This is a genomic window from Nosocomiicoccus ampullae, from assembly GCF_019357495.1.
Lineage (GTDB): Bacteria > Bacillota > Bacilli > Staphylococcales > Salinicoccaceae > Nosocomiicoccus > Nosocomiicoccus ampullae.
The window spans coordinates 28,343-48,144 of record NZ_CP079110.1 but is presented as its reverse complement, the minus strand read 5'-3'; the positions used below and the strand labels follow the sequence as shown (position 1 = coordinate 48,144).

Annotated in this window: 18 protein-coding genes, 1 pseudogene and 1 riboswitch; of the genes and pseudogenes, 4 read left to right on the top strand and 15 right to left on the bottom strand. The window is 31.7% G+C overall.

Annotation, left to right across the window (positions count from 1 at the left end):
* Window positions 1-29: 29 nt before the first annotated feature.
* Genes KPF49_RS00205 through KPF49_RS00195 form a run of 3 tightly spaced genes read right to left on the bottom strand, consistent with a single transcriptional unit; the run spans window position 30 to window position 3,485 of the window.
* Window positions 30-1,229, bottom strand: a complete 1,200-nt coding sequence (locus KPF49_RS00205) for a 3-phosphoglycerate dehydrogenase family protein (RefSeq protein ID WP_183672931.1) — start codon at window positions 1,227-1,229, stop codon at window positions 30-32.
* A 1-nt stretch (window position 1,230) separates the two neighbouring features.
* Window positions 1,231-2,310, bottom strand: a complete 1,080-nt coding sequence (serC, locus tag KPF49_RS00200) for a 3-phosphoserine/phosphohydroxythreonine transaminase (protein WP_183672930.1) — start codon at window positions 2,308-2,310, stop codon at window positions 1,231-1,233.
* 20 nt (window positions 2,311-2,330) lie between these two features.
* Window positions 2,331-3,485, bottom strand: coding sequence for a haloacid dehalogenase-like hydrolase (locus tag KPF49_RS00195; protein ID WP_183672929.1), 1,155 nt, complete (start codon window positions 3,483-3,485; stop codon window positions 2,331-2,333).
* A 281-nt stretch (window positions 3,486-3,766) separates the two neighbouring features.
* On the opposite strand from KPF49_RS00195, the gene KPF49_RS08175 reads away from it, so the two are divergent.
* Window positions 3,767-3,919, top strand: a complete 153-nt coding sequence (locus KPF49_RS08175; protein WP_183673122.1) for a hypothetical protein — start codon at window positions 3,767-3,769, stop codon at window positions 3,917-3,919.
* Window positions 3,920-4,128: 209 nt separating this feature from the next.
* Here the strand turns inward: KPF49_RS08175 and KPF49_RS00185 are convergent, their stop codons facing one another.
* Window positions 4,129-5,148 (bottom strand): 5-methylcytosine restriction system specificity protein McrC, encoded by a 1,020-nt coding sequence (locus KPF49_RS00185; RefSeq protein ID WP_183672928.1) that lies wholly within the window; start codon window positions 5,146-5,148, stop codon window positions 4,129-4,131.
* The gene (locus KPF49_RS00180; RefSeq protein WP_183672927.1) at window positions 5,129-7,000 is read right to left on the bottom strand and encodes an AAA family ATPase; all 1,872 of its coding nucleotides are present in this window, start codon (window positions 6,998-7,000) and stop codon (window positions 5,129-5,131) included. The genes KPF49_RS00185 and KPF49_RS00180 overlap by 20 nt, the downstream gene beginning before the upstream one ends.
* Window positions 7,001-7,163: 163 nt before the next feature.
* A riboswitch (SAM riboswitch) is annotated at window positions 7,164-7,262 on the top strand.
* Window positions 7,263-7,423: 161 nt separating this feature from the next.
* Here KPF49_RS00180 and KPF49_RS00175 point away from each other — a divergent pair.
* Window positions 7,424-7,768, top strand: a pseudogene (locus KPF49_RS00175) (MerR family transcriptional regulator).
* Window positions 7,769-7,813: 45 nt separating this feature from the next.
* On the opposite strand, the gene KPF49_RS08030 reads toward KPF49_RS00175, so the two are convergent.
* Genes KPF49_RS08030 through KPF49_RS00160 form a run of 4 tightly spaced genes read right to left on the bottom strand, consistent with a single transcriptional unit; the run spans window position 7,814 to window position 10,739 of the window.
* A complete protein-coding gene (locus tag KPF49_RS08030) occupies window positions 7,814-7,915 on the bottom strand; it encodes an SE2200 family small protein (RefSeq protein WP_246562741.1) in 102 nt (33 codons plus the stop codon).
* 21 nt (window positions 7,916-7,936) lie between these two features.
* Window positions 7,937-9,433 (bottom strand): L-lactate dehydrogenase (quinone), encoded by a 1,497-nt coding sequence (gene lqo / locus KPF49_RS00170; RefSeq protein ID WP_183672926.1) that lies wholly within the window; start codon window positions 9,431-9,433, stop codon window positions 7,937-7,939.
* 27 nt (window positions 9,434-9,460) lie between these two features.
* Window positions 9,461-10,165 (bottom strand): acetolactate decarboxylase, encoded by a 705-nt coding sequence (gene budA / locus KPF49_RS00165; protein WP_183672925.1) that lies wholly within the window; start codon window positions 10,163-10,165, stop codon window positions 9,461-9,463.
* A 46-nt stretch (window positions 10,166-10,211) separates the two neighbouring features.
* On the bottom strand, window positions 10,212-10,739 hold the full coding sequence (locus KPF49_RS00160) for a GrpB family protein (RefSeq protein ID WP_183672924.1): 528 nt from the start codon (window positions 10,737-10,739) through the stop codon (window positions 10,212-10,214).
* Between the two features lie 171 nt (window positions 10,740-10,910).
* Between KPF49_RS00160 and KPF49_RS00155 the strand changes: the two genes are divergently transcribed.
* Both KPF49_RS00155 and KPF49_RS00150 read left to right on the top strand, forming a co-directional pair.
* The gene (locus tag KPF49_RS00155) at window positions 10,911-12,716 is read left to right on the top strand and encodes a M3 family oligoendopeptidase (RefSeq protein ID WP_183672923.1); all 1,806 of its coding nucleotides are present in this window, start codon (window positions 10,911-10,913) and stop codon (window positions 12,714-12,716) included.
* A 106-nt stretch (window positions 12,717-12,822) separates the two neighbouring features.
* Window positions 12,823-13,557, top strand: a complete 735-nt coding sequence (locus KPF49_RS00150; protein ID WP_183672922.1) for a glucose 1-dehydrogenase — start codon at window positions 12,823-12,825, stop codon at window positions 13,555-13,557.
* 239 nt (window positions 13,558-13,796) lie between these two features.
* Here KPF49_RS00150 and rlmH read toward each other — a convergent pair whose 3' ends face one another.
* The 6 genes from rlmH to yycF all read right to left on the bottom strand — a co-directional run bounded on the left by rlmH (window position 13,797) and on the right by yycF (window position 19,798).
* Window positions 13,797-14,276, bottom strand: coding sequence for a 23S rRNA (pseudouridine(1915)-N(3))-methyltransferase RlmH (rlmH, locus tag KPF49_RS00145; RefSeq protein ID WP_183672921.1), 480 nt, complete (start codon window positions 14,274-14,276; stop codon window positions 13,797-13,799).
* A 117-nt stretch (window positions 14,277-14,393) separates the two neighbouring features.
* The gene (locus KPF49_RS00140) at window positions 14,394-15,194 is read right to left on the bottom strand and encodes an MBL fold metallo-hydrolase (protein ID WP_375781548.1); all 801 of its coding nucleotides are present in this window, start codon (window positions 15,192-15,194) and stop codon (window positions 14,394-14,396) included.
* Window positions 15,191-15,949, bottom strand: coding sequence for a two-component system regulatory protein YycI (yycI, locus tag KPF49_RS00135; protein ID WP_183672920.1), 759 nt, complete (start codon window positions 15,947-15,949; stop codon window positions 15,191-15,193). Before yycI ends, KPF49_RS00140 begins: the two co-directional genes overlap by 4 nt.
* A complete protein-coding gene (locus KPF49_RS00130) occupies window positions 15,949-17,259 on the bottom strand; it encodes a YycH family regulatory protein (protein ID WP_183672919.1) in 1,311 nt (436 codons plus the stop codon). The genes yycI and KPF49_RS00130 overlap by 1 nt, the downstream gene beginning before the upstream one ends.
* Window positions 17,252-19,099, bottom strand: a complete 1,848-nt coding sequence (walK, locus tag KPF49_RS00125) for a cell wall metabolism sensor histidine kinase WalK (RefSeq protein ID WP_183672918.1) — start codon at window positions 19,097-19,099, stop codon at window positions 17,252-17,254. The genes KPF49_RS00130 and walK overlap by 8 nt, the downstream gene beginning before the upstream one ends.
* A complete protein-coding gene (yycF, locus tag KPF49_RS00120) occupies window positions 19,100-19,798 on the bottom strand; it encodes a response regulator YycF (protein WP_183672917.1) in 699 nt (232 codons plus the stop codon). It lies immediately after the preceding gene.
* Window positions 19,799-19,802 lie beyond the last annotated feature (4 nt).

Below are 19,802 nucleotides of genomic sequence, written 5' to 3'. Positions count from 1 at the left end.
AGAAGTAACGCTATGCGTTACTTCTTTTACTATTGATACCAAGCATCATGCTCTAAGTTTTTTATGAGACGTACTTTTAAAATTCCTTCTTTTTCTTCTATTCTCTCAATAATTTCTTTTACCTTTTCTTCATCTGCTTCAGTGATATCAACTAAAGTATATGCATAATCTCCACGTGATTTGTTAATAATGTGATCGATATTTAATCCTTCTTCTGATAAAAGCTTTGTAAGTGAAGCAATAATGTTTTTAATATTTTGATTACATACCGCAATACGTAGAGGTGAAGTTAATTGCATTTTAACTCTTGGATAGTTTACAGAGTTTACAATGTTACCTGTTTCTAAATAATCAATAAGCTGATTAGCTACCATGATTGCTGAGTTCTTTTCTGATTCACCTGTTGAAGCACCGAGATGCGGAAGTAATGTCACTTTTTCTTGTCCAAGTACTGTTTCATTTGGGAAGTCACTAATATAGTGACCGAGTCTATTGTGGTTTAATGCTTTTACAAGCGCATCTTCGTCTACAATTTCAGCTCTAGAGAAGTTTAATAATACTGCAGATGCTTTCATTTGGCGTATTGCTGTTGAGTCAATCATATTTTTAGTACTATCTAAGAATGGAACATGGATTGTAATATAGTCGGCTTTTTGTAATACTTCATCAATTGAAGAAGCTTTTGTCACTGAACGGTTAATGTTCCATGCAGCATCTACACTGATATATGGATCATAACCAATAACATCCATACCTAAATTTTCTGCATCATTCGCAACGAGTAAGCCCACTTGTCCAAGTCCAATTACACCTAATGTCTTTCCTTTAATTTCATGTCCTTTAAATTTCTTTTTACCGTCTTCTACTTGAGTTGCAATGTCGTCTCCAGATAATTCACTTGCCCATTTTGAAGCAGGTAATGTATTACGTGCATGTGAAATAAGTGATGTTAAAACAAGTTCTTTTACAGAGTTTGCATTCGCACCTGGTGCGTTAAACGCGACAATTCCTTGTTCTGATAGTTTTTCTACTGGAATATTGTTATAACCGGCACCTGCACGTCCTACTGCAAGTAAGTTATCATTAATTGGTTCGTCATGTAAGTTATAACTACGGAGTACAATTGCTTCAGGATTTTCAGACTCGTTTATTTTATAATACTCTTTAGAGAAGCGCTGAAGGCCCTCCATAGCGATACTGTTGAAAGTTTTTATATTAAAATGAGACATTTTAATTCTCCTCTTCAAATTTCTTCATTAATTCTACAAGTGCTTCTACACCGTCTTTAGGGAATGCGTTGTAAATTGACGCGCGCATTCCACCGACCGAGCGGTGTCCTTTAATGTTTTCAAATCCATTTTCTTGAGCGTATTCTACAAATTTTTTATTTAAGTCATCATCATTTGTACTGAACGTCACGTTCATTAATGAGCGAGAGTCTTTATCTGCAGTTGGTACAAATAATTTAGACTGATCGAGATAATCGTAAAGGATTGCTGCTTTTTCTTTGTTTCTCGTCTCAATAGTTTCAAGTCCACCAATTTCTAATAACCAATCTGTCACGAGTTTATGAATGTAAATTGAATAAGTCGATGGTGTATTATACATTGAGTTTTTATCGCTAAATACTTTGTAATTAAACATCGTCGGTACCTCATTTAACCCAAGTAAATCTTCACGAATAATAACCAGTGTGAGTCCCGCGATACCTAAGTTTTTCTGAGCACCTGCATAGATCATACCAAAGTCTTCAATATTAATTGGACGTGATAATATGTCAGAACTCATATCACACACTAGCGGTATGTCGTCATATTTTGGGAATTCTTTAAACTGTGTGCCTTCAATTGTATTATTCGAACAAATATGAAGGTAATCATAGTTTTTAAGTGTTTCTGGAAATTCCGGTATATTTTTATAGCCGTTATTTCTAGATGATGCAACGACATCAACGTCTAAGTTTAAATCTTTTTCTAATTCTTCAGCAGCTTGAATCGCTTTATGCGCAAAATTCCCACTATCGACATAAGCAACTTTTCCTGACTGTTTTAAGTTCATAACGAGTGTAAAGAATGCTTGGCTTGCGCCACCTTGTAAAAATAAAATTCGATAGTTATCTGGAATATTAACAAGTTTTCTTAAATTTTTTTCTGCATCATTAATAATTTCATCATAATAAGAACTTCTATGACTCATCTCCATAACGGACATCCCCGTACCGTTATAGTCTAAAAGTTCCTTTTGTGCGCGTTCTAGTACTGATGTAGGTAACATTGCTGGTCCTGCTGATAAGTTAAATGTACGTTTCACGTGAAACAATCCCTTCTATATTATAAGTGAGCTTTCGTTTCTCCAAATGCAATCGACTGTTGACTCGGTATTAATATACCTTTGTTTTCATTTCTACCTTGCAAAACAAAACGTGCATCACTGAAATCATATTGTTTAATTGCTAAATTAATAAGTTCTTTAAAATCATCTGTTGAATGGCGGTTAAAGATGACACAAAGCGGTGTGTTTTTAAATGTTTTCATCATGTCATAATCTCCGATGCTATCTCCAAACATTGCTACTGGCTCTTTACCACCGTGTTTAGGCATAATATATTTTTTAATTGCGTCAGTTTTACCTTTTCCTTTAGTAATTGGCATGTCGTCATCCATTACAGGAATAATGACACCATTATCTGTTTTAAATTCCATTGCAATAATGTTTTCTGATTCCACTGCATGACCAAATAAGTCTTTTGCGACATCTACATATTCTCTCGGACTCGCACTTACAATGTATGGAGTAATATTATTTTTCTTAAATGCTTCATATAAGTTTAATAATTCTTCCGGTACTTTAAGTCCTGACTTAAAAGTTGATGAAACAACTCCAGATTTTCCAGGAATACTTTCAGCACTTGTAAACGTAATTTCTTCAAATGGCCTATCTTTCATTTCATTAATACAACGCTTACAAATATCTCTAAACTCTTCAACAGTATGACCTGCAAAAAGATAAGTCATCCAACCATAAGATGGTTCTCTTAGTAAGTTACCGTTTACAAATTTATGAAACATACGTAATTTCGTGATGAATGTTTGATAATGAGCTGTTTCTTTTACTTCTTTTAGTAATGCCTCAGAACGGTTCTCATGTGTAATGTAGTTATCATATAACCATTCATATTCTTTTGAAATATCTTCCGCAAGATTCAGTCCAGTCGCGTGCTCATATTTTTGATCAAACACTTTAGATAATTCCTCATGATAATGAGCATTGGTGAGTGTTTTATAGAACTCTTCTGGTGTCAGTTTATATTCAAGATGCTCCATTAGATAGACGTTCAAATTGTCCTCAATATCCATAATAATACTCGTATTATCATAGTCAAATACTACGTAACTATCTGGATCATCTTTAAACTCATCAATTACCTCATTAAGACGTTTGTATACAAACGGTTCAAAATTCCCTTGGTCAAAATACTTCTTCATTTCTTCACCTACAAATTAAATTAGTATCTAATGAATTTAAGATATCTTTTATTCAAATTTAGTGTAACACAAAATAAATATATCTAATTGTAAATGCTTTTATTTTATTAATAAATAAATTTACACTTTTAATATTTACCCGTTATTTTAATTTATTTAAACTCTATAAACATCTATATTACGTGCATTAATTTAAGTAACACATAGCGTTATAATAAATATTACGATATCGGTGGACAAGTATTTCGACTTGTAAAAGAAGAAAAACTCGATGAAAAAACATCACAGATCTCGGTGACGTTGTCAGTGGTAACAAAAAGGGACGTAAAGATGACAAAGAAAAAATCGTCTTCCTCGCAGGAAGAAAGGCAGTAGAAGACATATCATGGGGATACGAACTCTATAAATCAGCAAAAGAGAAAAACTTAAGATAAGCTTTAAAAGTATGGGATAGTCCATACTGGGCGTAAAATTAGACTATGTTTTGTTTTATGCTTAATCGGAAATTTCTTTTAAAGATATTCATAACTCTATAGTTTATAAAATAAAGCTAAAAATAACGAACAGCGTTATTTTTAGCTTTTTAAATGGTTTAATATTATCGTTTTAGAAATAAATTGTTAGTAACGTTAACCATTATTTATTAGTAATCATTGTAAGTGTCCCAAAAAATTTCATCTAAGTCATTTTTCACACGAGTCCAACTTTCACTCAGATTCACTGTTTTGAAGGAGATTATTTTACCATCCTCCAGTATAAATTGCTCAAAAAAGTCATATCCATTACTTGGATATAATAAAATACCTTGTATAATCTTATTTTTCGATTCAACCCGATTCATGTATGCATAAATTTGATACATATTCTCCGATTTAAATCTTCTTTTATAACGTTCACTAAATGCTGATTGATAGTATTTAGCATCAATAACATAATATTTATTTGGTGTTTCAATTTCTATATCCGTATTCATAGTCGGTATTAAATCTATATCGCTACCTGCAAGTGGATTAAGATTCCAACTGTAACTGCGTTTTTTAACTATATACGGATGTTCTTTTAAGTAGTATTTAAATATAAATGACTCAAACAACTGGTGCATAATTTCATTATCGTTTATTTGTTTAAAATATGTGTCTTTGTTTTGCTCCGAGGGAATTGAACTTTCATATAGAAATTTTCCTATTTGTAATGAAAATCTATAATGATTATTCAAGCGATTAAAGTTTTTAGGATAGGTGATACCTTTTAAATTAATCAGCCTAACATTTTGAAATTTTAGTAGTAAATGTCCAATGTCACGTCTGAATTTGGAATCAAATTGACTTAGATAAACAAGTTGTGCTTTTAATATTTGATTTAACAAGTTGTCTTCACTAAAATTATCAACTTCAGATATATAAGATCCATCAACTTGCCGTAAACTTTCTAAAACATTAATTTTACCTTTTATAAAGTAAGATTTTTGATCCTCTCGAATATATTCATTTCTTAGCCCCTTAGATTCTAAATTCTTTAAAGACCTTAAATACATACTCAATAGTACATCATGAATAGATTCAACTTTTTCATAATTTTTATAATCAAATTCATATTTATAATCCAATAAATCTAATGCATATAATGCCATATAATAAATATTTTTAATCGGAATATTTTTCATATAATTCCTCAATAAAATATCTAAATTCTTTAATTTTTTCGTTGTTATCATAATAATATTCTCTTAATAATGGCATAACCTCAAATTCAAATATATCTTCTAACCATTGTTTTACGTCATCTATATCATCATTTTCTATAAAATAACTATGTCCTATTACAAAATCTATTCCTATAGTCTTTTCTATTTTTGAATTTATATTAGACATTGTTGACACAATATTATTAATATCTTTCTGTGTTAAATTCATAACATTACATAAATGCATTTCAAATTTCTTTTTATCAAAAGCAGGTTCGATGTTAAAAAACGCGAAACGTCTACGTAGCGCGTAATCAATTATTGATAATGATCGATCTGCCATATTCATCGTCCCAATAATATATAGGTTCTCAGGAATCGAAAATGTTTCTTTAGAGTATGTTAAACGAATTTCATAATTAGAACGTTTATCACTGTCCAATAATAACAATAACTCTCCAAATATATTCGATGTATTACCACGATTAATTTCGTCAATAATTAGAAAATAATCTTTTTCCGGATCATTTTCAGCTCGCTTACATATATTATAAAAAATACCTTTCTCCGTAGAAAAACTACCATCCATTTGAGGTTTTAATCCCTCAATAAACTCTTCGTAAGAATAACTTTGATGAAATTGAACCATTTCAATACTAGACTCAGCAACATCACTAAAATATTTATTAATTAAATTTTTAGCTATAAAAGTTTTACCTACGCCAGGAGGACCAGTAAATATTATTGATTTTTTACGTTGCAGTAATCGTAATATTTGATTTATTTCCTCCTTAGAAAGAAAAATATCGTCAGATATAGAGTTCATATTGTTCGTATCTCCAACTACTTTATTAGTATTTTTATAATTAATATATTCTTGATAATACGCCTCTAAAATTTCTGCAGCTTCCGTTACATTCACCTTTATCTCATTCTTATTTAAGAACTTTTGCATCTCGATATTAAGTTCAACCGAATCGAGATTTTCATAAGGTAAACCTAAATGCTTATGTAACGCATCATACTTATTTTTAGAATTAAATGTAATCAGCTCGCCTGGGCGATATATCATAATGAGTTTCCCACGAATTGTATTAATATTACGAGGTGGTTGATTCACATAAGTATTTTTATCAAAATTTACAATCATCTCATATAGCTGATTTAAAAATAAAGACAGTCGTTCATCAACTGTTTCATTAGGATACTTATTTTTAAAATAATTAATACTATCATAAGTTCCATCTTTATTCTGAAAGAAAAGTTTATTTCTATTATTTCCTAAAAACCCTGACGCTATTTCTCTAGTTCCAAATTCTATTAAGTACATAAAACTCTCATTCGAACCTCTTTGATCGAATTCTTTTAACGTCAAATTTGGTAACTTATGTAGAGGATATAATGATTGAAATCTTTTAATAACCTCTGCTTGAGCTTTTATTTTTTCTTCCAAATCGTCAACTTTAAAACTCGTATAGAATTCAATAAACTGCTTTTGATGAGAAAGTTGGTTTTCGTACTTTTGAAGTGAAGAGTTATTACTTAATTTCCATACTTCTTTAGAAGAATCATTCGAAGATATAAGTCTAGTAGTAACATTGATATCATCGAACTCATAATCTTCAATAAACTCATTATTAGTGAGTATATTTTCATCATAAAGTCGTTTCCTAAGTTCAATAATATCTGGAAAATCCTCTTTAATGATATCATTTAAATGACTTTTAATTTTACTTCCTTTAAAAATAATTATAGTTTTTTTATCAAAATCATAAACACCAGAGGCATTATAATCTGATCCAACTAAATGTACCTTAATTACATTATCCATAAAATCCTCCTATCTTTAAAGGTAATTCATAGCGTTATTTATATGTTAAAATATCTTATCAACACTAATTATATCATTAAATTTAGATGTATCGCTATGCGTTATCATCAACTTCAGAAATCACAAATAGTATGCTATAATATTAGTAATCAATAGAATAGTTCTCTTATTAAGAGTGAGTGGAGGGATTTGGCCCTGTGAAACTCCGGCAACAGCTTTTAGCGATGTGCCAATTCCAACAGTTTGTACTGAAAGATAAGAAGACCTTGGACGCTCTTCTTAATTTGAAGGGCTATTTTATTGAATATAATTAATTAAAGGAGATTATATTTAATGAAATGTATTGATGAAAGACAGAGTTACGATAGGGTACTAGAATTGTACGATCAGCTTGAGGAAGCAAAAAAATGAAAGTAAACAACCTTGCAAGTAGTCATAGAATATGTTGCGAATTATTGTGATATTTCTAAAAGTAGGTTGCGCTACTATGAGAAAAAAGGAATACTAAAAAATATTAAGCGAGATCATAATAATAAAAGATGATATTCAAAAGATGATATTGAAATGATAAAATTCATTCAATGTTTAAGTAATTTAAACATGCCCCTAAAGGAAATTAAGAAAAATACAAACATGCTTTACGATAATAAAATTGAAATTCAAACATTTTTAAAAGCACATTTAAAATTTTTAAATGATCAAAAAAACCTTATCAACTCACATATTAAACTCATTGAAGAAGAATTAAATAAAGAAAGTCTTATATAAAAAGAAGTCCGTGACCAAACTAGTATCACGGACTTCTTTTACTAATTAATATTCTATATTAGGCATTTCGTTGACTTTATCTTGATATAATTTAAATGCTACTAATAACGCTGAAATAACGCTGAAAATAATCACTGTTTTTTTCATTAATACAACCTCTTTTTAAAATTAATTATAATAATTTAAATTTAAGTTTTCAGATGTTTCTCTACGAGTTTCTCTCATAAGCTTTTCGTCATTAATGAGTGATTTACCATATGACGGTACTAATTTTTTAACTGCAGGTCCCCAGAGTTCACGATCTTCTTTAAAGTTTTTCTCTAATGCTTCAAGAACTACAGAGAATGATATTGAAGCACCTGGTGATTCTCCTAATACTGCAATGACAGAATTATCATCAGAGTTCACAACCTCTGTTCCGAACGCAACATATCCTTTACCATATTCGTCGTCGTCTTTAATTACCTGAACACGTTTACCAGCAGTGTATAATTCCCAATCTTCATCTTTTGCATCAGGTATGAATGTTCTTAAATAGTTCATATAACCTTTTTTAGTCATAACCATTTGGTCAATTGAGTATTTAATAAGTGGTATATTTTTAGCCGCTGATGATAATAACGTCGTAATGTTATAAGGTTTTACTGAGCCAAATAAGTCAAAGAACGATCCATATTTTAAGAATTTAGGGTCAATATTCGCATATGGGCCAAATAGTAACGTACTTTCACCATTGATATAACGTGTATCGAGGTGCGGTACAGTCATTGGTGGCTTACCTAGAGGCTCTTTACTGTAAACTTTTGCATTATGTTGTTTAATAATATCTTTATTTTTACACGCTAAGAATTGACCAGTAATCGGGAAACCTCCGACATTTTTTCTCTGAGATATCCCACTTTTTTGAAGTAATGGAATAGAGTAACCTCCAGCACCGATAAATACTTTATCAGCTACTTTAGTAAATTTTTCTTTAGTCGCTCTATTTTTTACAATAACTTCCCATTTGCCATCTTCTCGTTGAGTTAAATCAATCACTTCATGATTATATTTTAATGAAACATTAGATTTCTGCTCTAAATATTTTGCTAATTTACGAGTTAAAGTACCATAGTTCACATCGGTACCTTCATCGATTTTACTTGCTGCCATTAGCTGACTAGACTTACGATCTCGCATCATTAATGGCATCCATTCTCTCATTGTTTCAATATCTTCAGTGTATTCGATGTTGTCAAACATAGGAATTGTTTTTAGTTTTTCATAACGTTTTCGTAAAAATTCAACGTTAGTTGGACCCATTACAAAACTAATATGCGGTAATGGCTGAATAAATTCCTCTGGATTAGAAATATCACCATTTTTAACTAAACTGCCCCAAAACTGTTTAGATAGTTCAAATTGTTCATTAATCTCTTCAGCTTTAGAAGCGTCAATAGTTCCGTCCGCTTGTTGAACTGTGTAGTTTAACTCACATAATGCAGCATGTCCTGTACCTGCATTATTTTTCTCATTCGAACTCTCGATTCCAGCTTCATCTAATCTTTCATACATATCAATATTCCAGTTCGGGCTCACTTTTGAAAGTACAGTTGCTACCGAAGTGCCAATCACACCCGCGCCTATAACAACAATATCTTTATGCTGATTATCTGATTTAGTCATAATATATAATCCTTTCCTTTAAAGTTTTTATTCAGTTTCTCTAATCTCTTTTCTTATTTTCTCATTGTCCATTTCTGATTTGTTGAATGATTCATTAGTCAGAGGGAGTTGTTGCTCAAATGTTTCAAAGTTTTGTATTTCAACTGTTCCATCTAAAACCTCAAAATCTAATACATGTCCACCAAATTTTTCATTTTCATCCACAAAGTGATTATGAAATCCTCCAACACTCACTCCATGAAATAGCTCTGGTGTATAAAATCCAATTAACGTACCTGTAATATTTTCTTCTTTAATCTCCACTTGTTCACGCGCAGATTCTATTAAACGTTGATATGGTTCTTCTTGAGCGTGAATCGTACGAATGTGCATCATTTTAAATGTACCAGTGATCTTCACAGCTGAAAATAAGTTTTTACTTATCATATGAGATTCAACTTCTTTTAGTACTGCCTCAGATGTTTTATTTTTTACCTTAAAACTATTATCTGAAGAAAACTGAGCGACCATACCAAATGGTGTCATTTCATCACCATTTAGTTCAATAAATCTCTTATCACCATTCATATGAAAAGCTTTACCATCTACAATTACAACTTCACCATCTGCACCTGAAAGCGTACCAAGTCCATAATTTCCTTTTTTAAGAATTTCGTTAATAGAAATTGTACCTTCTAAAAAACCTTCCATTAACATACCAAGGGTGCCGTGTTGAAATAACGTTGAAGTCATTATAAAACCTTCCTTGTATTCAGTGTATTATATATAATACTATCATTTATTTACGTTTCTTATAAATTTCCTTCACAAAGTTTTCCTTATAATTTGTATAATCGATGATTCCCGTTGAAGACTTACTTACATATTTCTTCTTAATATCTAGATATTTTTCTCTAGCTTCTTTGTTATTATTCAAATAATCTCTAAAAAAGATTAAATTATGCCACAAATCTTTTTCATATTCCACAAGATGAATAAAATGCGTTTTTACTTTATAAGACTCATCTAAAAATTTTGCAAGTACAATTTCATTAGGACGATTCACTTTTAACCTAAAAAACCCTGCGTTTTCTAATTCTTTAAACAAAGTTTTATCAACCTTTTCTAAATCATCTACTCCTATAACAATATCTATTATAGGCTTTGCGGACATACCGATTATTGATGTACTGCCAATATGCTCAATTCTATTTTCTTGAATATGAGTATGATCTAATATTAAATTTTTAGACCTTTTAAATTCATCTTTCCACTTTGGCGAATACTCTATTAATCTAACTTCATTATTTTTAAGCCCTAAATTCAAGAAATCACCTCAAAATTTTTAACATACATTTATCAATAAATAACTGACAAATATTATTCTATCATCTCTAATAAATTTATACTCAAATTATGAAAACGTTTTATGTTAATATTCATATATTTTCTGTATGATAAAAGTATCAATATTTTTATTCAGAAAGGATGGAATTTAATGAAGTATAAAGAGAATTGGGATATGGAGAGTGTGTTTCCAGGTGGGAGTGAATCTTCTACTTTCAAAGAACGTTTATTAGAAGTGAGTGATAGCATTACTGATTTTTCTAACAAACTAGAGGACTGGGATCCTGAAGGAAATTCTAATGATTTTACACAGCTAAAGAGCATCTTACAGCAATACGAAAACATTTCAAACGCGCTTGGTGAGATGGGGAGCTTTACGACAGGATTAGTATCTGCAGATGTTAACGATCAAAAGGCATTACAAAATTCAAATCAAGTTGCGGATTTACGTAAAGATTTCTCATCAGAGAATATTATTTTAAATAAGAAAATCAGTGCACTTACTGAGGAACAATTTAACAAATTTTTAGAGGACGACTTCTTTAAAGCAATGAGTTTCCCTTTAGAAGAAATACGAAAAAAAGAAAATGATTTATTGTCCACAGAGGAAGAAACAATCATCAACAATTTATCACTCGATGGTCTACATGGGTGGGGGAATATGTACAATCAACTCGTTGCTTCTATTCAAATTCCATTAACTGAAGATAATGAAACTAAATATTATTCAGCAGGTCAATTTGAAAATAAGATGAATTCAGAAGAGAATCCTGAAAAACGTGAAGAACTGTTAAAAATTTGGGAAGATACATGGGAGAAAAAAGCTGATTTATTTTCTACGACGTTAAACCATTTATCAGGATTTCGTTTAAATAACTATCAACTTCACAACTATAAAGATTATATGAAAGTACCACTAGACTACAACCGTATGGATGAAGAAACACTCGATACAATGTGGAATACGATAGCTAAAAATAAATCACCACTCAAAAAATACTTTAAAAGAAAAGCACAACTTCTTGGTGTTGATCAATTAGGTTGGCTCGATGTCAGTGCAAGTGTTGACGTAGGAGATTATACAAGCAAAAAATATACGTACAATGAAGCAGCAGAATTTATTATCGAGAATTTTAAATCATTCAGCCCAAAAATGGCAGAGATGTCGCGTCGTGCATTTGAAGAACAATGGATTGAAGCAGAAGATCGCCCTGGAAAACGTCCGGGTGGGTATTGTTCTAATCTTCCAGAATCAGAACAGTCTCGTATTTTTATGACGTTTGCTGGTAGTACAAGTAACGTCTCAACACTCGCGCACGAACTTGGTCATGCGTTCCATAGTTATGTGATGCGTGATTTACCTATTTTCAATCAGCGCTACGCAATGAACGTTGCAGAAACAGCATCTACATTCGCAGAACTTGTCGTTTCAAATGCAACGATTGAAAATGCAACTTCAGACGCAGAAAAAATTAATTTAATCGACGAGAAACTCTCAAGAAGTGTCGCATTTATGATGAATATCCACGCACGCTATATCTTTGAACGTAACTTATATGATGAACGTCAAAAATCAACTGTAGACAGCAACAGACTAAAAGAACTAATGGAAGAAGCACAAAAAGAAGCATATCAAGATGCACTTCGTTCATATCATCCAATGTTCTGGGCAACAAAATTACATTTTCATATTACTGGTGTACCATTCTATAATTTCCCATATACATTTGGATACTTCTTCAGCTTAGGCATATACAACCGCTTCTTAGAAGATGGAAACCTGAGTGAAGATGACTATATTGCGCTTCTACGCGATACTGCGAGCATGACAACAGAAGAGTTAGCTGAAAAGCATTTAAACGTTGATTTACGCAAACCAGACTTCTGGCAAGACGCATTAAATTCAGTTCATAAAGACATTGAAGAATTTTTAGAACTGACAGAGTCATATATTTAAGTTAAAAAAACCTTTATAAATATAAATGACTTTTTTAGCTTCTGGATTGAGTTAAATATACAATAACATTATGAACAATATTAATTTAGAGGAAGGATGTTTTACAATGGGAAAATTACAAGATAAAGTCGTCGTTATTACTGGTGGCGCACAAGGTATGGGAGAACTTCATGCCAAAAAAGCGATAGCTGAAGGCGCAAAAGTCGTGATAACTGATATTAATGATGAATTAGGCCAAAAAACAGCTAATTCTCTTGGAGACGATGTTTTATTTATCAAGCATGATGTATCTAAAGAAGCAGATTGGAATCATGTCATTCAAGAAGTAATGAACAAATGGAATCGAATTGATGTATTGGTTAATAATGCTGGAATCACATACAATAAAACAATTGACCAAATATCATTAGAAGATTATATGAAGATTGTAAATATTAATCAAGTATCTGTATTTTTAGGCATCAAAACTGTATCTAAAATTATGAAAAGTCAAAAACAAGGGGCAATCATCAATATTTCTTCAATTAATGGTCTTGTTGGTGGTGCAATTGGCTATACAGATACAAAATTTGCGGTCAGAGGTATGACAAAAGCTGCAGCTAAAGAATTGTCTCCATACAATATTAGAGTTAACTCAGTACACCCAGGTGTTATAAAAACACCAATGTTAGAACAAGAAGATGTTAAAGAAGCCGTTAAAGAATTCGAAAAAACAATTCCAATGCGTAGAGTGGCGCAGTCAGAAGAAGTATCTAACCTTGTATGTTTCTTAGCGTCTGACGATGCTTCTTATTCTACAGGATCAGAATTTGTTATAGATGGTGGTATTACTGCACTATAAATGATAAATCAATTAAAATATAAATAGTTCTCTTGAATAAATTTTAGGCGAAGGGCTGAGGAGCACTTCGCCTTCATTTAAATTCTCCTTTATCAATACATAATTATATTTTATATTTAGTAACCAATTAATTCTTAATATTTACCATAATGCTATATCTTTTCTGATATCACATATATAAAATTAAATAAAGGAAATATTGATCTCTATTAGCGATGTATAAATTCTAAAAAATCGTATCACTTATGATAACTTTCATTATTCAATATCTTATTTACTCTAAATAACTGTTCGAGTAGTATAACTTTCATCATTTGATGGGGGTAGGTCATTTTTCCAAAACTAATTGCTTCGTTTGATCGTTTTAATACTTCTTCTCCAATTCCATTACTTCCACCAATGACAAATACAACATTACTTTTGCCTTGTGTTTTCCAGTTGTTATAATGTTTTGCAAAACTTTCTGAAGAATGTTCTTTTCCACCGATCTCCAGCGTCACGACGTGTTGATTTGGTTTTATTTTAGATAAAATACGTTCTGCTTCTTTATTTTTAATAATCTCAATGTCTTTAGCACTTGCGTTATTTGGTTCTTGCTCGTCTTTTATTTCAATGAGTGAGACACTCGCGTATTTACTGAGTCTCTTTTCATATTCTTTTACCGCTTCACGCCAATATTTTTCTTTTAATTTACCAACAGTTATAAGTGTCAGTTTCATTAAATCACCTCATTTTTAATTTTATTCACAGAAAAGGACCAAGTATTCCACACTTGGTCCCCAAGTTATCCACAGTATTCAGTAGTTATACACACTTACTTGTGGATAACTTTTCTTTTATAATGTGTATATTTTTGTTGGTTCGTCTTTATCTGTGTCTTGTAATGCTACATGAGATATTGTATCGATATCATGATGATTTAATACTTGTTCAACACTCATTCTTGCAAGTTCTTTAATATTGTTATCCTGACTTAAGTGTGATAAATAGATGCGTTTTGTTCGGTCAGTGATAACGTCTTTCATCGCGTGTGCTGCGTCTTCATTTGATACGTGCCCAATATCACTCAGTATTCTTTGCTTTGTTGGCCATGGATATCTTCCAGCACGTAACATATCTACATCATGGTTTGATTCAAATACGAAAACATCACTGTCTTTTATAATACCTTTCATTTCATCTGAAACGTATCCTGTATCTGTAATTACCGATATTTTTTTATCATTTTGAGATAGTGTGTAAAATTGAGGGTCTACTGCGTCATGTGAGACGTTAAATGACTCGACGTCTAAGCCAATTATTTCTTTATAGTTTAAAGCATTAAACTCAAATTTTTGTTCTTCGTTAACGTGGATGTTTTTAGATTCAATTGCTTCCCACGTTTTTTTATTAGCAAATATTGGAATGTTATAACGCTTCGCGATGACTTTTAACCCCTTAATGTGATCGCTATGTTCATGCGTAATTAAAATCGCGTCGATATCGTTTAATGAGCGTTCGATTTTGTTTAACGCAATCTCAGTTCTCTTACATGTAAGACCCACATCGATTAAAATACTACCCGAATCTGACTCTACAAATATACAGTTTCCTGTTGAGCCACTCGCAAGTACACTCATTTTCATTGTGGATTTCACTCACCTTCAATTATTTCTTCTGATGCATTGATTGCATCCACATATATTACACGAGTTATATCTTTTTCTTCAATAATTAGCTTCCATTTTGGTCGAAGTAATACTTGATTACTATTATCATGTAGAAGTACTAAGTAATATCCAAGTGTTGAAGAAAGAATGATTGCCTCTTTTGAAATTTCTTTTTCTTTCATAAGTTCTTCTACAGCTTCCAACGGATCGTTAACTGGTTCTTTTTTAGAGTATTCATTGGCAGAGATATTCTCTATATAACCTTGTTCTAATTGTATACCCTCATCTTTATTTACTGCTTTAATACGTGCTGCACTATTATTAAAAATTGGTAGTGAGTTGTGCATTTGGTTGAAATATAATATTTCTTTGTTACTTGTGTCCGAATTATACGTATATTCACTACCTTTATACATTTCTTGATTGACATACTCTTGAACATGTGACGGTTCAAAGTCTAAGCTTTGAACTTTCCTAATACTTTTTAGCATACCTTGATTTGTTGATTCTTCTGAAGATGTTGCTGATTGAAATTCTTTTCGTGTACCATTTAATACTGTCAATTTAATTTCTTCTGTCGTATTAACGTTTGTTTTGTAGTCATCACTTTTTTGAACTGTTTTATTTGTTTTAATTTCCATCGAATCAGAAGTCTTATTCTGATTATAAAGCACAATGATTAATACGATATTAATGATTAAAAACACAAAAATATATATCGACTTACTTAATTTCCAATCCATTAACTTTCATCCTCAATATCGTATTTCACCCATTCACCGTCGTAAAGAATATACCAAGATGGTATATAGTCAACGACGTTTAATTCACTTTGATCTTCATTGTGTTTTAATTCATACGCAAGTATAATTTTACTCACTTTTGAGAAGTCATAATTTTCATCAATTACAATTTTATAACGAACTTTTTCTAGGTCATCAAGCGTCGTACTTAGATCAGAAGGAATATTTGCGTTCACTTGAATCATTGGTCGACTATATTCAGCGATTGTTCCTTTTCTAACTGTGACTAGTATTTCACTCATAATCTCATCACTAAATACGACATAATCATTTAACATTGGCTTGTATATTACTGTACTTTCTTCATCATCATAATCAAATAATATGTCCTTAGCAGTTAATCCCATATGTCCATTTAAAAAGATAAATGATTTTTCGATTGTCCGATAGGGTGAGAGTGTATTACTATCTGCTTCTTTTAAATTCATAAATGAATACTGATAGTTATTTGCACTATACGTCGCAATTTCGGTATCTGATTCATAGACTGTAATATCTTTAGATTGTTTTTGTTCAACATCTGACGATGAGAATAATGTTTCGTTCATCGTCGATACGCTTAGCGTTGATGGTATAAACTGGTGAACCTTTTGTTTTCCTGGTGATTTTGGTCCATATATCGCAGTTAATCGATTGGATGTTTCAGCATTTGAAATAACCATCGAATAGTCTATAAATAAGTCACTATGATTATTAATAACTGTTTCAATCTCACTTTTAGGAATATCTATTTTATAAGAAGTAAAACTCGTACGATCTTCGGTGACTAAATTTAAAATTGTATCATCGTCACGCATTTCTAAAATGATACGGTCGAAATTAAAATCTATATGGTCTTTATCTGTATCCATTTCAAACATCGTTAAAAATGTACGTGCAGGCATTTCTGAATAATAATCGATAATGAGTATCTCGTTACTTTCGATTAATGCTTCAGATTTTAATTGATTAATTGGCTGTTCTTGTTGAACTTCGGTTACTTCTTTACCTTGAAAGAGATCTCTAAACTCGTCTAAAAACTCTTTACTCATCGTACCAATTTCTTCATTATCTTTAATATGAACTGCTTGATACGCACGAGTCGTATCTTTAAACGATACGACTTCACCTTGAGAAGACATTGGCGGGAGAGATAAAGTCGTGTCAATGGACTCAAATTCTGGTGTGTAAATCCAAGTTTTATACGTCAGAAAACAACTTAAAATTATGAGAACTGTGAGAAATATTGTTTTAATATGTTCCTTAAGCATCCCACTCATCCTCTTCAATATCTAAATAAGGTAAGTTTATGAATATTGTCGTACCTTCTCCTTCGATACTATTTGCCCATATTTTACCGTCATGTGCTTCTACAATTTCTTTAGATATCGCAAGTCCGAGTCCTGTACCACCCATTTGTCGTGTACGTGATTTGTCGATTCTATAGAATCTATCAAATATTTGGTTCACATTTTTACCTGGAATTCCTAATCCGTGGTCTTTAATACGTAAAGTCATTCGGTTATATAATGTATTTTCTTGTAAATGAAATTCAACCTTTTTCGGTGTTCTTGTCTGATATTTAATAGCGTTAGTTATAACGTTATCTAGTACTTGCATCATCTTATCAATCGCAATTTCAGCATATATTGGTTTATTTGGAATATTTTTCGTAAATATAACTTCGTCTTTAAACGTAATTGTAAATCTTTCAATAATATTTTCTAAGAACATATTGAAGTTCACAACTTCTTTATTGATTTCTTCAACTTCACTATCCATACGTGATAATTGAAGTAAGTCTTCAACAAGTCTAGACATACGCTCAGTTTCTTCACGTGTTACTTTTAAAAATCTAGGTGCAATTTCTTCATCTTGCCACGCACCGTCTTCTAATGCTTCGATATAACTATGCATTGATGTAAGTGGGGTGCGAAGCTCATGTGAAACGTTCGCAACGAATTCTCTACGTTCTCTTTCAAATTCTTCTTGCTCTGTAACGTCATGCATTACCGCAATGAATCCACTAACGAATCCCGTATCTTTTACTATAGCGCTAAAATTCACTCTAATGATACGGTTCCCTTCTTTAGATTCTAAGAAAATTAAATGAGATGTGTCTCTATCACTTAAGATGTCAGAGAGTTCTAATTCGTCTTCTAAGCCGAGTGTTGTAATCATATTTTTGTTTAATATATCTTCGTAATCTACGTCTAACATGTATAACGCTGTGTCGTTTGCGAGTCTAATACCTCCACGTCTATCTGATGAAATAATTCCGTCTGACATATGTGTAATTACTGAGTCGAGACGGTTTTTTTCACTTTCAGTATTAGCTTGTGCCTCTTGAACACGTTTAGAAAGTATATTAAATGACTCCGCGAGTTGACCGATCTCATCATCACTATAAATTTGTACTCTAGATGTATAGTTTCCTTCAGACATCAGTAGCGCTTGGTTTCTCATACTAATGATTGGTTTAGTAATTGTACGTGCAACAAATATACCGAGTACTGTCGTAATAATTAAAGAAATCGCAGTCGCGATAATAAATGTATTGTTAATCTTTTCAAGTTGTGAATAGACTGTTTCGATATTTGATTCGACGTAAATTGCACCGATAATCTTATCGTGTGAAACGACTGGAGAGTTCACAAGCCAAACACGCTTATTATCATCCGCTCGATTTACGAAGATTTCATCGTTTTGAACACCAGTTTCTAATGCGTCGTTTAAATCTTTTATATTTACCCGAGCATTTACTGTTCCTTCGTTTGTGATTTTACTCGTTGCAAGTAGTATTTGATCGTTATTTACATATCGAATTTCATTAATATCGAGTCTATTTCCATAGTCATCGATAACTTTTTGAACTTCTTGCTGAAACTTACTACGATTCGTATCGTACTCACTATCTAGCTCGACGATGCGACTTTCAATTAGATCAATTTGTGATTCAATATTGCTTTTAAAATTATTTGTTAAGTCTCTTTCTAATACATTTGTAAAGTAGAGACCGATAATTTGCATACCAATAATGATGAGTAAGACATATATGACGACAAGTTTAACTTGGAGAGATTTAACATTTCGACTCCATTCTTTAAACATTTAGTCGTCACCTTTTATAAAGTAACCAACACCACGACGCGTGAGTATATATTCTGGATGACTTGAATCTGTTTCGATTTTTTCTCTTAAACGACGTACTGTAACGTCAACTGTACGTACGTCGCCAAAGTAATCATATCCCCACACAGTCTCAAGTAAATGTTCTCTTGTCATCACTTGACCTGGATACTGTGCTAAATACTTTAATAACTCGAATTCACGTTGTGTGAGTTCGACTTCTTCATCGTTCTTTTTAACAAGGTATGCATCTAAGTCAATTGAAATTTCACGTATTTTCATAATATTCTCATCTGTTTTATCTTCTTCAGTTGAAGGTGTCTTGCGTCTTAGATTTGCTTTTACACGCGCAATTAACTCACGTGCTGAAAATGGTTTTGTCACATAATCATCTGCACCGAGTTCTAAACCGAGTACTTTGTCTATTTCATCATCTTTAGCAGTCAACATAATGATTGGCATGTCGTACTTTTTTCTTACTTCTCTACAAATTTCCATACCATCTTTACCTGGTAGCATAATATCAAGTAAAACTAAATCTGGCACTTCTTCTAAGATAAGATCTAGCGCCTCATTTCCTTCGTGCGCAATTAAAACTTCGTAACCTTCTTTTTGTAAGTTAAATTCTAATATTTCCGCGATTGGCTTTTCATCATCAACAACGACTATTTTAGTTGGCATATTT